The sequence below is a fragment of the Thalassospira sp. MBR-102 genome, assembly GCF_040549275.1.
Classification (GTDB): Bacteria; Pseudomonadota; Alphaproteobacteria; order Rhodospirillales; family Thalassospiraceae; genus Thalassospira; species Thalassospira xiamenensis.
This window is the reverse complement of the sequence record NZ_JBEPTC010000011.1, coordinates 153,755-166,921: the sequence shown is the minus strand read 5'-3', so window position 1 is coordinate 166,921 and position 13,167 is coordinate 153,755. Positions and strand designations below refer to the sequence as shown.

Genomic DNA, 13,167 nt, shown 5'->3' with positions numbered 1-13,167 from the left:
CTCCGAAAGGTGCGCTTTGGTGCGCGCCAAACCGGATCAGGCCAAAACAGCAAAATGATAAAGACCTGTTTATGCGTATTTTACTAAGTATTTTTGGTGTGCTTTTCCTGATGGCAATTGCCGGCGGGATCGGCGTTCTGGCGATCTTCTGGCATTTCGGTCAGGACTTGCCCGATTACACCCAGCTTGAAAACTACGAACCCGAAGTCATGACACGCGTCCATGCCAGTGACGGGGCATTGATCGCCGAATATGCGCGTGAAAAACGCGTTTTCGTGCCGATCACCTCGATCCCGCATGTTGTTGTCGATGCGTTTGTCGCGGCCGAGGATAAAAACTTTTTCAGCCATCCGGGCATCGATTTCGCATCCGTGCTGCGCGCAGCCGTGACCAACGTTGTCAATATGGGCACGGGTAAGCGTCCGGTCGGTGCATCGACCATCACCCAGCAGGTTGCCAAAAACTTCCTTCTGACCAGCGAAGTTTCCTATGAACGCAAGGTCAAGGAAGCAATCCTTTCCTTCCGGATCGAGCGTGCCTTTTCCAAGGAACATATCCTTGAACTGTATCTGAACGAGATTTATCTCGGTAATGGCAGCTATGGTGTTGCGGCGGCGGCCCTGCGGTATTTCGATAAGTCTCTTGATGAAATCAATATCGAGGAAGCAGCCTATCTTGCCGCCCTGCCAAAGGCACCGTCGAATTATCATCCGGTCCGCAATCATGACGAAGCCAAAGCGCGTCGTAACTGGGTGATTGGCCGGATGCTCGAAGAAAAATTCATCACCGAGGCCGAAGCCCAGAACGCGTGGGCAAGCCCGCTGATTGCCAAGGAACGCCAGTCTGTCGATACCTATCGTGCTGATTTCTTCGCCGAGGAAGTCCGCCGCCAGCTGGTCGACCGTTACGGCGAAAACATGCTTTATGATGGCGGGCTGTCGGTCCGCTCGACGGTTGATCCGCGCCTGCAGACCATTGCCGATCAGGCGCTGGTCGAAGGGCTTGTGGAATATGACCGTCGTCATGGCTGGCGCGGTCCGATCACCAATATCGATCTGGCCGATGACTGGCAGCAGAAACTGCGCGAAGTCGAAACACCCAATGATTTGCCATGGGACAAGGCCGTTGTTCTGCGTGTCAGTGCCGAAGAAGCAACCCTTGGCCTTCTGTCGGGCAAGCAGGGCCGCATTCCGCTTCGCTTCCTGACATGGGCGCGTCCGTGGAAAGAAGGCCAGAAGCTTGGTGCTGCGGTCAACAGCCCATCAGATGTTCTGTCGCCGGGTGATGTGATCTATGTGCGGCATTTTGCGGAACTTGATGGCGAAGAACTGCCGCCCAATACCTATGGCCTGCGCCAGATTCCTGCGGTCAATGGGGCGCTTGTCGCGATGGACCCGCATACCGGGCGTGTTTTGGCAATGTCGGGCGGTTTTTCGCATGACATGTCGAAATTCAACCGCGCGACCCAGGCCCGTCGTCAGCCCGGTTCTGCCTTCAAGCCGTTTGTTTACCTGGCCGCCCTTGATCAGGGCTTTACCCCGTCGACCCTGGTGCTTGATGCGCCATTCGTGATTGATCAGGGGCCAGGGCTTGGTAAATGGAAGCCGGGCAACTATAGCGGCAAGTTCTATGGTCCTTCGACCATGCGTCTGGGGATCGAACTGTCGCGTAACCTGATGACGGTACGTCTGGCGCAGACAATCGGCATGGACAAGGTTGCCGATTACGCGCAACGTTTCGGTGTTGTCGATGATATGCCACAGGTTCTTTCGATGGCGCTTGGTGCGGCGGAAACCACCGTCATGCGCATGACGGCGGCCTATGCGGAATTTGTCAATGGCGGCAAGAAAATCACCCCGACCCTGATTGACCGCATTCAGAACCGTCGCGGTGAAGTGATCTATCGTCGTGACGAACGCCAGTGTGCGGAATGTCAGGATGTCGATTTCCGCAATCAGATGCCCCCTGAACTGCCCGATACCCGTGAACAGCTTACCGACCCGGCAAGCGCGTTCCAGATGGTATCGATGCTTGAAGGTGTGGTTGAACGCGGAACCGGTCGTCGCATTCGCGAACTCGGTTATCCGCTGGCGGGTAAAACCGGTACCACGAACGATAGCCGCGATGCATGGTTTGTCGGCTTTTCGCCCGACCTTGCGGTTGGTGTTTATGTCGGCTTTGACGATAACCGCTCGCTTGGCGATCAGGAGCAGGGGGCAAGTGCCGCCGCCCCGATCTTCAAGCAGTTCATGGGCGATGCGTTAAAGGGCACAAAGGCCGTGCCATTCCGTACACCGCCGGGCATTCGCATGGTCCGCGTTGAAGCCCGTTCCGGTCTTCCTGCCCGCCCGGGGGATCAGAATGTGATCTGGGAAGCTTTCAAACCCGGCACCATTCCGTCATCGAATGACAACGTCATTGATGGTGGCGATGCCGGTTACAGCGGCGTCGGTGCCGAAGGCAATACCGGCGGCGTTTCAAGCCCGGGTGGTATTTACTGATCTTTGCCGCGCTTTTGCGGGAATGTTTAAGGGGCCGGATGCAATCGCATCCGGTCTTTTTCATTTGAAAACGAGGCGGGGCTGCAAACGTCGTATTGCGCGCGCCAGTGTCATCAAATGTTGATAAAACCATCAAGAGGCCGCAACGGTCCTGTCATTTGAATTTGTCATACTCTTCAAGGTGTTACTTCAAATTTTGAAGGGGTTCTTTCAATGTCTTTTCGTCTTTCCCGCCGAAAATTCCTGACCACGACCGCCTCTGTAACCGCCACGGCCGGTGCGGCATCGGCGATGGGTGGATTTTTCATGCCGTCCATTTCGCGTGCGGCAGATCGTCCAATGATCACCCATGGGGTGCAAAGTGGTGACGTCACCGCCAATTCCGCCTGTATCTGGGGCCGTGCGGACCGTGCGTCACGGATGATTACCGAAATCGCCACAACGGAAAACTTTTCACGATCCGTCAGAATTCCGCATGTCGATGTTCTGCCGGAACGTGATTTTGCCGGCAAGCTTGCCCTGAATGATCTGCCGGCCGGGCAGGACGTGTTTTATAAAATCCATTTCGAAAATCTTGATGATGGACGGGCATCGTCCGAACCGGTGATCGGTCATTTCCGCACCGCACCGGCGGCAAAACGCAATATCCGGTTTGGCTGGTCGGGCGATACGGCCGGGCAGGGCTGGGGCATTGACGAGGATCGCGGCGGCATGAAAACCTATGCCACGATCACAAAACACAACCCGGATTTCTTCATCCATTCCGGCGATACCATCTATGCCGATGGCCCGTTTGCCGAACAGGCAAAAATGCCCGATGGCGATATCTGGAAAAACATCACGACCGAGGATACCGGCAAGGTCGCCGAAACCCTTGCCGAGTTTCGCGGCAATTACAAATACAACATGCTTGATAAGAATGTCCGCGAATTCAACCGCCTGATCCCGGTCTATTACCAGTGGGACGACCACGAAGTGACCAACAACTGGTATCCCGGTGAAATGCTGACCGGGGATGATCGTTACAGCGAAAAATCGGTATCCCTATTGGCCGCACGCGCCAACCGGGCATTTCGTGAAATGCTGCCGATCACCGAACATGCAACCGAACCGGGGCGGGTATATCGCAAGGTGTCCTATGGTCCGTCGCTTGAGATATTCTTCCTTGATATGCGCACCTACCGCGCTGCGAACGATGCCAATAACAGCCCGGAACCCAATGACAAGACAACCTTCCTTGGCCGGGAGCAGATCGAATGGCTTAAACGCAGTCTACTGAATTCCAAGGCAACCTGGAAAGTTATTGCCGCGGATATGCCAATTGGCATGATTGTCTATGATGACTGGAAAAACAAAAGCACCTTCGAAAATCTGGCCAATGGTGATGGTGCACCGGCCGGGCGCGAACTTGAAATTGTTGAATTGCTGCGTTTCATCAAGTCGGCGCGTATTCGCAATACCGTCTGGCTGACAGCGGATGTGCATTATACCGCCGCCCACTACTATGACCCGAACAAGGCCCGGTTCCAGGATTTCGATCCGTTCTGGGAGTTCGTTTCCGGCCCGCTGCATGCCGGAACGTTTGGCCCGAATGACATGGATAATACATTCGGTCCACAGGTGATGTATACCAAACATCCAACTGAGGAACAGGGCGTTAATCTGCCGCCATCCTTTGGCCTGCAATTCTTTGGCCTTGTTGATATCGACGCCGAAAACGAACAGTTCCGCGTGTCGCTTCGTGATGTGGCCGACGAAGAACTATATACCGTGACGCTTGATCCGGTTTACAGCTAACCCACGCAATACCCCCTTTAAACCCGGCGCATTTGATGTGCCGGGTTTTTCCATGCCTGCCGTGCGTCCCCGCGGGGGTTTCAATCGGGGCAAAAACTGCTATAAGCGCCGCCGAAGTTGCTGCGATCCTTCGCGGCCTTACAGAATTTCATATGAATAACGGAGACATCAATGCGCGCCGAAGCACAGGCATTGGTCGATGAAATCAAGCAGTCGATGGCACTGCTGAGGAGGCATCTTTGACTGGGATAACGCTCTTAGACGCCTCGACGAACTGAACGCGCTGGCCGAAGATCCCACATTGTGGGACAAGCCGGAAAACGCGCAGAAAGTCATGCAGGAACGCACCCGGCTTGACGACGCCATCAATGGTTACAAGGCTCTTGCCCAGGAACTCGAAGACAATATCGGTCTGATCGAACTTGGCGAAGCCGAAGGTGACGCCGATACCGTTGCCGAGGCCGAACAGGGCCTGCGCGACATTCGCGAAATCGCCGCCAAGCGTGAACTTGAAAGCCTGCTTTCGGGCGAGGCGGATGCCAATGACGCCTATCTCGAAATCCACGCCGGTGCCGGCGGGACCGAGGCCCAGGACTGGGCCAGCATGCTGGCGCGCATGTATGTGCGCTGGGCGGAGTCCAAGGGCTACAAGCTGGAAATGCTCGAAGAAAGCGATGGCGAGGAAGCCGGCATCAAATCGGTGACCTATAAAGTCACCGGTCACAATGCCTATGGCTGGCTAAAAAACGAGGTCGGCGTACACCGTCTGGTGCGTATTTCGCCCTATGACAGTGCCGCGCGCCGCCATACCAGCTTCTCGTCCTGCTGGGTCTATCCGGTGATTGATGACGACATCAATATCGAGGTGCTCGACAAGGACCTTCGGATTGATACCTACCGCGCATCGGGTGCCGGTGGTCAGCACGTTAACAGAACGGACTCGGCCGTGCGTATCACGCATATTCCGACCGGTATCGTCGCCCAGTGCCAGAACGACCGTTCACAGCACAAAAACCGCGATACCGCGATGAAGATGCTCAAAGCCCGCCTGTACGAGGCCGAACTTCAGAAACGCGAAGCCGAAGCCCAGGCGCTTGAGGATACCAAATCCGATATCGGCTGGGGCCATCAGATCCGCTCCTACGTGTTGCAGCCCTATCAGATGATCAAGGACCTGCGCACCGGTGTCGAAACATCCGACACCCAGGGCGTTCTGAACGGCGATCTTGATGCCTTCATGGCCGCCGCCCTGGCCGCCAAGGTCACCGGCTCCGCTGGCGAAGTCGAAGACATCGATTGATCCAAACCGGATTGCCACACAAAACACCCCGCACAGGAAAACTGGCGGGGTGTTGTGCCGCTTAGAAAACTTAATTAGAAGATTCAGAAGTCGCTTTTCTGCGTTTGTAGGTCTCTGTAATGAAGTCGACAAACGTTACCGCTGCGCTCACTGCCAGTCGAGCGTGGCGGGCTTCTAATCCTTTATAGTTTCCCGGACGTCCATGTCCCGATCCGTATAGCCCTCTAATTTCGGCTATGTGCTTTGGAATTGATGATAAATTACCCAATAGCGTTTTTATACTTTCAACACCCTTTGCCTCATCCGGAATTCCCTCAGGAACCAGTTTGAGCAGTTTGCAAACTTCCTTAGTTAGTTGAGGAAGGGTAGAGGTTTTCTTTACTTCAATCTGTTCTTTTTCGAGGATGGTTTTGCAGCAGCTCTCCAATAGGTCCTTCGCTGCACCGATTGCAAGATCAGGGTCCGTGTCGATGGCTACTTCGATCCTTCGTATTTCTCTGCTCATCCAGTTGGCATCAAGTGTATTAGCGGCTTCGTGGGCTCTAGTGAACTGAGTGTTAGTGTCGGAGTTCTCTTGACGGGCTATGTAGCGGGGGCGACCGGCTATTCTCTCCTCCTCAACGAGCACCCAACCGTACGGAGAAAGCTGGTCGTTAAAGTCAGAAACAAGTTTACCGGAAATTTCTTTGCTTGGTTGCGTAATGGGATGAACAACTTCGCATATGAACTTCAGAAATGTGTCTGTTGGGCCATCAAGCAACTGAAAACGCTTGTCCGTGAATATCCAATCGTCTTCCCAGTCGTAGTTGTTTACACGATGTTGCCAGATATCCTCTGCGGCCGTGCGAAATCGACTGTCAAAGGAAGGTAATTGTTCTAAATCGAATATGCGGCTCAGGAATTCGGCATCTTCTCTGTTTCCCTGCCACCTGATTCCATCTAATCGCATTCCATCGAGTATATTTTGCCTGACACTCTGCGGAATTTCTCCACTTGAAATTTGATGACGTTTTTTCAAAGCTATGCGAGGGCAAATTTCGACAACCAGCCAACCCGCATCTAACTGTGACCACACTGGACTGAATGCGCGATCAATTTGGGTTTCTAGTGCATTTTTCTCAGATATTAGTTGTGAGTAGTTTCTAGGGGGAATGCTAAAGCGCAAAGTCCATGTTGGTGTGCCGCCATTCCAATTGTCAAAATCCGTTTCGGAGATACTTACTGTCGCCGTTTTAACAATTTCGGCTGCTTTTTCAGCATCTTGAGATTCGAGAAGTTCTGTAAGTGTATCCAAATAAGGTTGCAGGTTTTCTGTAAAATCAGGAAGCGGCATCGAACTTGTACCATCGCGGAAAGTTTCAACGTTGTTCAATACATTCTAATGCAATTGCCCGTAAAAATCCCGCTTCTGTCATAGTCTCGCCTGATATGTGTGGCAGTGTGTTGCCGATAAGCAAAATCCGTTGAAAAACGAAAGGGCCAAGTCTTTGAAAAATAGGGCCTCGGCGGGTTTTGCATCTTGAGTAAACGTCTATCAGTCAGGTGAAGTCCAAAAATGCCGCGTCAGTCCCATGGCCAGGTCGCTGTTGGCGACCAGTTCAAACTTGCCACCCCGAATGGTCCCATTTTCGAGGTCATCAAAATCCGCGAAATGAGACCGGTTGATCATGCCCTGATCACCAAGGTTCGGGATCGAAAATCGCCGACGCTTATCGCGGTTACGACCTTGCTGGACCCGGATTTCTATCGCCCTGTTCCCGCCGATCAGCGTTACGAAGACATCAATGATGGCATCCTGCGTGGTTAGGAAACCATCCGGTTCCTGCCGCTATCAATATGCCGCACATAGTGTTTCTCCCGTCCGGTCACAAAACCTGCAATAAATTCTGTTGGCAGGGCGGTTCATTGACGATGAAATGGAAGCCATCAAAAAGCATCAAACATTTCATCGGGAACCGCCCTTATGCCACGCGACGACAGAACCGCCCTTCTTGCCACCCTGTTTGCCACACTTGAAAACGACATCCTGCCCAAAACCCGCGAGGGTGTCGCCGCCGGTAATAAGATTTTCGGGGCGGCTCTGTTGCGCAAATCCGATCATTCGCTGGTGCTGGCCGAAACCAATAATGAGACGGAAAACCCGCTTTGGCATGGTGAAGTCCATTGTCTTAAACGTTTTTATGAAATGCCCTCTGATCAGCGTCCGGCGACGTCGGAACTGATTTTTCTTTCCACGCACGAGCCGTGCTCAATGTGCTTATCCGCCATCACCTGGGCCGGGTTTGATAATTTCTATTATTTCTTCAGCCACGAGGATTCCCGCGACGCGTTTGAAATCCCCCATGACCTTAAAATCCTCAAGGAAGTCTTCACCCTTGATGCCGGGGAATACAACAAATCCAACGCATTCTGGCAAAGTCATTCCATGATGGCCATGATTGCCGAACTGCCCGAAGCCGACCGTGCAGCGTGGCTTGAAAAGGCAAAATCGATTGCCGAGCAATATGACGCGCTTTCTGATCAGTATCAGGACGGCAAGGGCGCAAACGATATTCCGCTGAACTGAGATTGCCGGTGGGTTCCGGCGGTTTCACGTTTGAGTCCGAATCTGGCGAGTTTTATCTGCGCGATCTGCTAAGCTGCCGGGCATGGAACAGCTCAATGATGATATCTGCTATCACGCATTAAAGGCCCGGGATCGCCGGTTTGATGGTCGGTTTTATACTGCCGTTCTGACTACCGGGATTTTCTGCCGTCCGATATGCCCCGCCGTCACGCCAAAGCGCGTGAATGTGCAATTTTATCCCAGTGCCGAGGCGGCAATTGCCCATGGGTTCCGCCCATGCCTGCGCTGCCGCCCCGAAGCCGCCCCCGGATCACCCGCCAGTGCCGGGGTTCACGCCACCGTTGCAAGGGCGGTAAGGCTGATCGAGGAAGGGGCCCTTGAAACCGGATCGGTCGAACAGCTTGCCGACCGGCTTGGCGTCGGAGATCGTCATCTGCGCCGTATTTTCAAGGAACATACCGGCGTCACCCCGCAAGACCATGCCAAGGCAAGGCGTCTGCTGCGTGCCCGGCAACTGATTGTCGACAGCAACCTGTCAATGACGGATATCGCCGATATTGCCGGATTTGGCAGTCTGCGCCGGTTTAACGATGCGATGAAAACCGCCTATGGCCACGCACCAACCGCGTTCCGGCGCGGCATAAAGGCCAAACCCGTGTCAGATAAAAACGATAATGATCCCTTCGCGCCCAAAAGCGACGATCTGATCCTGCGCCTGCGCGCGCGGCAACCCTTTGATGCCGACTACCTTCTGACATTCTTCCGGGCCCGCGCCATTCCGGGGCTGGAGGCGGTAGGCGACCGCACCTATGCCCGCGGCTTTCGCATCCATGATGCCGTCGGTCTGATGATATGCCGGTTCGCAGCCGATCAGGGCGGGGTGGACGTCATCCTGCGCGGTCCGGCGCGTGACGCCGTGCTTGAAATCGGGGGCCGGGTGCGGCGGTTGTTTGATCTGGATGCCGATGTACCCTCAATCACGGCGCTGTTTGCCGATGATGAATTGCTGCGCCCGCTGGTCGATAAACGCCCGGGCTTGCGTGTGCCCGGATGCTGGGACCGGTTCGAACTGGCGATCCGGGCGGTACTGGGTCAACAGGTTTCGGTTGCCGCCGCCCGTACCTTGGCCGGGCGACTGGTGGCCCGCTTTGGCGAGGTTTTGCCTGAAAACCTGATTGCCGGAACCGGCATCACCCATCTGTTTCCGAAACCCGCAACCATGCAGGAACAGGAATTGATATCAATCGGGCTTACGACCCGCCGCGCCCAGACACTTGCCGATATCATCGATCTGTTTGCCGATCCGCAATGTGACCGACAATCGGGCGATGACATCCTGGCGGCAATGACCGCGACCAAGGGGATCGGCCCGTGGACGTTGAATTATTTCGGCCTGCGCGGGCTTGGCGATCCGGATGCCTTCCCGGCGGCTGATCTTGGCATCCTGAAGGCATCTGAAATCGGTGGGGGACCAGCAAAGCCCAAACCATTGGAACAGCATGCCGAACGCTGGCGTCCGTGGCGTGCCTATGCCGCGCAATATCTGTGGTCGGCACTTGAACAGGAACATGCGCCAAAGCCAAAGCCCCAGCCTCCAACGAAAGGGAAATGACCATGACAACCCGCATCGACATTGCCCGCTATGACTGCCCGATTGGCAAACTCAGCCTTGCGATGGTGGATGGCGAACTGGTGCATCTGGATTTCGAAAACAACGATACCCGCCTGCACACCATCCAGACCCGACGCTTTAAAAATGTCGACTGGCACGAAGGCGGTGTTGCCCCAAAATCCGTCACCGATTGGCTGGACAGTTATTTTGCCGGTCGTCTCATGCCCTTGCCGATGGATGATGTGCGGATGATCGGCACCGATTTTCAGAAATCGGCTTGGGATGCCCTGATCGCCATACCCAGCGGCGAAAGCCGATCCTATGCCGGGCAGGCCGATATCCTTGGCAACCCCAAAGCGGTTCGCGCGGTGGCACGTGCCAATGCACTTAACCCGGTTTCGATCATTGTGCCCTGCCACCGGGTCATCGGATCGGACGGGACTTTGACCGGCTATGCCGGTGGGCTTGATCGCAAACGCTGGCTGCTCGATCACGAGGCGAGGATGGCCCGAAAAGCCGCCTGATCCCCGATAATCCTGAATTTTCCTGAGTAACGACCGGCGGATCATGTGCCGGAACGCTATTTCTTTGCCTGAAAGGTCTCATCTGATGAAGCTTTATGATTATGCCGGATCACAAAACGCGTGGAAGATACGACAGCTTTGCGCCCATCTGGGCCGTGAATACCAAACACAATGGGTTTCGATTTTTGCCGGTGAAAGCCATACCGATGGGTTCTATAAAATGAACCCGGCGGGGGCGGTGCCGGTGCTTGAACTTGATGATGGGCGCTTTATTGCTGAATCCAATGCCATCCTTCTTTATCTGGCGGATGGAACGGATTATTTGCCCTCGGACGCCTTTGAGCGCGCCAAGGTCTGCCAGTGGCTGTTTTTCGAAGCTGACTATGTTCAGGCAACTATCGCAAGCTTGCGATACTGGAATTTGACGGGAAAAAATGACGCCAATCATGCACAGCTACCAAACCGACGTGCTAGCGCCAAAAATGTGCTGGCGATGCTTGACCGTCACTTAAGTCATCAGGATTTCCTCGCAAATTCGCGCTATTCCATCGCGGATATCGCAGTTTATGCCTACACGCATCTGGCGCATGAAGCCGATCTGGATATGGTGCTTTACGATGGGCTTACCGCTTGGATTAGGCGGGTGGGCAACATCGTTGGCGATGCGGTGCCGGTGCGTTATTACAGCGAAGATCCGCTAAGCGGGCAGGATTTGAAATAAATGTGGTCAAATGCCAAAGGGCCGTCTTTTCAGGGCGGCCCTTTGGCTATTTCAGCGATAAATCGGGTTGATCAGATCGACATCACGATACGGCCATCAATGGTTCCGGCCCGCATGCGATCAAAGATCGAATTGATGTTTTCCATCGGTTCGGTGGTGAAGTGCGAATGCACCTTGCCATCGCCGGCAAATTCCAATGCTTCCTGAAGGTCGGCACGTGTACCGACGATGGAGCCGCGAATGGTTTTGCGCGACAGGACGGTATCAAAGATATCAAGCTCGAACTTGCCGGGCGGCAGGCCGCACAATGCCATGGTGCCATGACGGCCCAGCATGCCAACACCCTGCGCAAAGGCGGATTTGGAAACGGCCGTAACCAAAACCCCGTTCGCCCCGCCCATCTGTTTTTGCACTTCGGCAACCACATCGGTTTCCTTGGCATTCAGAACCCAATCAGCGCCAAGGTCCTTGGCAAGTTTCAGTTTTTCCGGGCTGATATCAACCGCGATCACCTTCATGCCCATGGCCTTGGCATATTGCACGGCCATGTGACCAAGCCCGCCGACACCAGAAATGACAACGGTTTCACCCGGTTTGCATTCGGTTTCCTTAAGCCCCTTGTAAACCGTGACCCCGGCGCAAAGCACCGGTGCCGCATTGCCAAATTCAAGCGGGTCGGGCAGGTGGCCGACATAGTTCGGATCGGCAAGAACATATTCGGCAAACCCGCCATTAACCGAATAACCGGTATTAAGCTGTTCGCCGCAAAGTGTTTCCCAGCCGGTAATGCAATGATGGCAATGCCCGCAGGCCGAATGCAGCCACGGCACACCAACCCGGTCGCCTTCCTTGACCGATGTGACGCCTTCGCCAACTTCGGCAACGATGCCGACACCTTCATGGCCGGGGATAAAGGGCGGGTTCGGCTTGACCGGCCAGTCGCCTTCCGCAGCGTGCAGATCGGTATGGCAAACGCCGGATGCCGTGATCTTTACAAGAATTTTGCCGGGCGTGACTTTGGGGACGGTGACTTCCTCAATCGACAATGGCTTGCCGAATTCCCGCACAACGGCGGCCTTCATGGTAGCAGGCATGCTCATATCCTCCTTGCGGAATGATTTTATGCCCACGGGTAGCGGGCATGCATTAAGCGCGCAAGAAGGGTATAGGATAATATGATTATAAACTTTGCGATGTATCAAGGAACGGGATAAAAACCGCATCGGCCCTGCCCCTATTCATCCTCGCCCGGCAGTTCCAGAACATAGTCTTGGTAATAATCGGGCGGCATTCCGGCTTCATATCGGGCTTCGTCGTTAAAGGGCGGTTTAAGCGGGCCGCGAAAATGTTTGCGCAGCATGTCATGCCATGTCGTGTAATAGGGCAGGCCGCGCTGATCGCAGATATATTCATAATATTTACGCCCCGCCGCAACATGGGCGATTTCATCATGAGCGATGATTTTAAGGATGCGCGCACTTTCGGTATCCCCATGCGACAGCAACCGTTCGATGGTCGGCGGGGTGGCATCAAGGCCGCGTGCCTCGAACACCATCGGCACGACCGCCAGACGCGGCAGAATGTCATAGGCCGTGTCCATCGATGTTTGCCACAGGCCATCATGGGCAGGCAAATCGCCATAGGCCGCATCCATTTCACCCAGACGTTTGTTGATCATCTTGAAATGACGCGCTTCGTCGTCGGCGACCTGAACCCAGGCATCATGAAAATGCTTGGGCATGTCGGCTTCGGGAAACCGCACGCAAAGATCCCACGCCAGATCGATGGCATTAAGCTCGATATGGGCCAGTGCATGCAGAAGCCCGATGCGGCCCTGAACGCTGCCTTTTTTGCGTTTGGGCATTTTGTTGGGCGGCAGCAGTTCCGGTTTTGCCGGGCGTCCGGGGCGATCTGGAAGATCGGTTGAACCCACCTCGGTAATCTCGCCATTGCGCCACATCGCCGCCATTTCGGCGGTGACATCGGCTTTTTCCGTGGCATCCGCCGTCAGAAGGGCGCGTTTGGCTGCTTCGGCAAGGGTCAGGCGGGACATGAGGCTTTTCCGGAACATGAAGGATTACCGGCATTCTGTGCCATGTGCAGGATAACGGGTCAATCCCGGCGTGGTGATGGTACGAAAAAGGGC

General features: G+C 54.7%; 11 protein-coding genes. 8 read left to right on the top strand and 3 right to left on the bottom strand.

What is annotated here, in order from left to right; translation table 11 throughout:
* Positions 1-71 precede the first annotated feature (71 nt).
* The 3 genes from ABIE64_RS17645 to prfB all read left to right on the top strand — a co-directional run bounded on the left by ABIE64_RS17645 (position 72) and on the right by prfB (position 5,598).
* Complete coding sequence (locus ABIE64_RS17645; protein WP_040059878.1) at positions 72-2,501, top strand: penicillin-binding protein 1A; 2,430 nt, start codon at positions 72-74, stop codon at positions 2,499-2,501.
* A gap of 213 nt (positions 2,502-2,714) precedes the next feature.
* Positions 2,715-4,298 carry an alkaline phosphatase D family protein gene (locus ABIE64_RS17640; protein WP_354378131.1) on the top strand — a complete coding sequence of 528 codons (1,584 nt, stop codon included), beginning with the start codon at positions 2,715-2,717 and terminating at the stop codon, positions 4,296-4,298.
* Between the two features lie 171 nt (positions 4,299-4,469).
* A protein-coding gene (gene prfB / locus ABIE64_RS17635) for a peptide chain release factor 2 (protein WP_139328243.1) occupies positions 4,470-5,598 on the top strand; the annotation gives its coding sequence in 2 pieces (ribosomal slippage) (positions 4,470-4,538 and positions 4,540-5,598; 1,128 coding nt in all).
* A gap of 70 nt (positions 5,599-5,668) precedes the next feature.
* Here the strand turns inward: prfB and ABIE64_RS17630 are convergent.
* A complete protein-coding gene (locus ABIE64_RS17630; RefSeq protein ID WP_354378130.1) occupies positions 5,669-6,970 on the bottom strand; it encodes an abortive infection family protein in 1,302 nt (433 codons plus the stop codon).
* Between the two features lie 183 nt (positions 6,971-7,153).
* Between ABIE64_RS17630 and ABIE64_RS17625 the strand changes: the two genes are divergently transcribed.
* The 5 genes from ABIE64_RS17625 to ABIE64_RS17605 all read left to right on the top strand — a co-directional run bounded on the left by ABIE64_RS17625 (position 7,154) and on the right by ABIE64_RS17605 (position 11,021).
* Positions 7,154-7,405 (top strand): hypothetical protein, encoded by a 252-nt coding sequence (locus ABIE64_RS17625; protein ID WP_007090275.1) that lies wholly within the window; start codon positions 7,154-7,156, stop codon positions 7,403-7,405.
* A gap of 156 nt (positions 7,406-7,561) precedes the next feature.
* Positions 7,562-8,164 (top strand): nucleoside deaminase, encoded by a 603-nt coding sequence (locus ABIE64_RS17620; RefSeq protein WP_354378129.1) that lies wholly within the window; start codon positions 7,562-7,564, stop codon positions 8,162-8,164.
* A gap of 82 nt (positions 8,165-8,246) precedes the next feature.
* Positions 8,247-9,776 carry an AlkA N-terminal domain-containing protein gene (locus ABIE64_RS17615; RefSeq protein WP_354378128.1) on the top strand — a complete coding sequence of 510 codons (1,530 nt, stop codon included), beginning with the start codon at positions 8,247-8,249 and terminating at the stop codon, positions 9,774-9,776.
* Complete coding sequence (locus tag ABIE64_RS17610) at positions 9,773-10,300, top strand: methylated-DNA--[protein]-cysteine S-methyltransferase (RefSeq protein ID WP_007090272.1); 528 nt, start codon at positions 9,773-9,775, stop codon at positions 10,298-10,300. Before ABIE64_RS17615 ends, ABIE64_RS17610 begins: the two co-directional genes overlap by 4 nt.
* 85 nt (positions 10,301-10,385) lie before the next feature.
* The gene (locus ABIE64_RS17605) at positions 10,386-11,021 is read left to right on the top strand and encodes a glutathione S-transferase family protein (protein ID WP_354378127.1); all 636 of its coding nucleotides are present in this window, start codon (positions 10,386-10,388) and stop codon (positions 11,019-11,021) included.
* A 71-nt stretch (positions 11,022-11,092) separates the two neighbouring features.
* On the opposite strand, the gene adhP is transcribed toward ABIE64_RS17605, so the two are convergent.
* Positions 11,093-12,115 carry an alcohol dehydrogenase AdhP gene (adhP, locus tag ABIE64_RS17600; protein WP_007090270.1) on the bottom strand — a complete coding sequence of 341 codons (1,023 nt, stop codon included), beginning with the start codon at positions 12,113-12,115 and terminating at the stop codon, positions 11,093-11,095.
* A gap of 140 nt (positions 12,116-12,255) precedes the next feature.
* Positions 12,256-13,074, bottom strand: a complete 819-nt coding sequence (locus ABIE64_RS17595) for a ferritin-like domain-containing protein (protein WP_354378126.1) — start codon at positions 13,072-13,074, stop codon at positions 12,256-12,258.
* Between the last annotated feature and the right edge of the window lie 93 nt (positions 13,075-13,167).

Excerpts from the sequence above, each read along its gene's own strand:
- ABIE64_RS17610 (WP_007090272.1), top strand. The coding sequence starts at position 9,773 with ATGACCATGACAACCCGCATCGACATTGCCCGCTATGACTGCCCGATT.
- ABIE64_RS17645 (WP_040059878.1), top strand. The coding sequence starts at position 72 with ATGCGTATTTTACTAAGTATTTTTGGTGTGCTTTTCCTGATGGCAATT.
- adhP (WP_007090270.1), bottom strand. The coding sequence starts at position 12,115 with ATGCCTGCTACCATGAAGGCCGCCGTTGTGCGGGAATTCGGCAAGCCA.
- ABIE64_RS17595 (WP_354378126.1), bottom strand. The coding sequence starts at position 13,074 with ATGTCCCGCCTGACCCTTGCCGAAGCAGCCAAACGCGCCCTTCTGACG.
- ABIE64_RS17615 (WP_354378128.1), top strand. The coding sequence starts at position 8,247 with ATGGAACAGCTCAATGATGATATCTGCTATCACGCATTAAAGGCCCGG.
- ABIE64_RS17640 (WP_354378131.1), top strand. The coding sequence starts at position 2,715 with ATGTCTTTTCGTCTTTCCCGCCGAAAATTCCTGACCACGACCGCCTCT.
- ABIE64_RS17605 (WP_354378127.1), top strand. The coding sequence starts at position 10,386 with ATGAAGCTTTATGATTATGCCGGATCACAAAACGCGTGGAAGATACGA.
- ABIE64_RS17620 (WP_354378129.1), top strand. The coding sequence starts at position 7,562 with ATGCCACGCGACGACAGAACCGCCCTTCTTGCCACCCTGTTTGCCACA.
- ABIE64_RS17625 (WP_007090275.1), top strand. The coding sequence starts at position 7,154 with ATGCCGCGTCAGTCCCATGGCCAGGTCGCTGTTGGCGACCAGTTCAAA.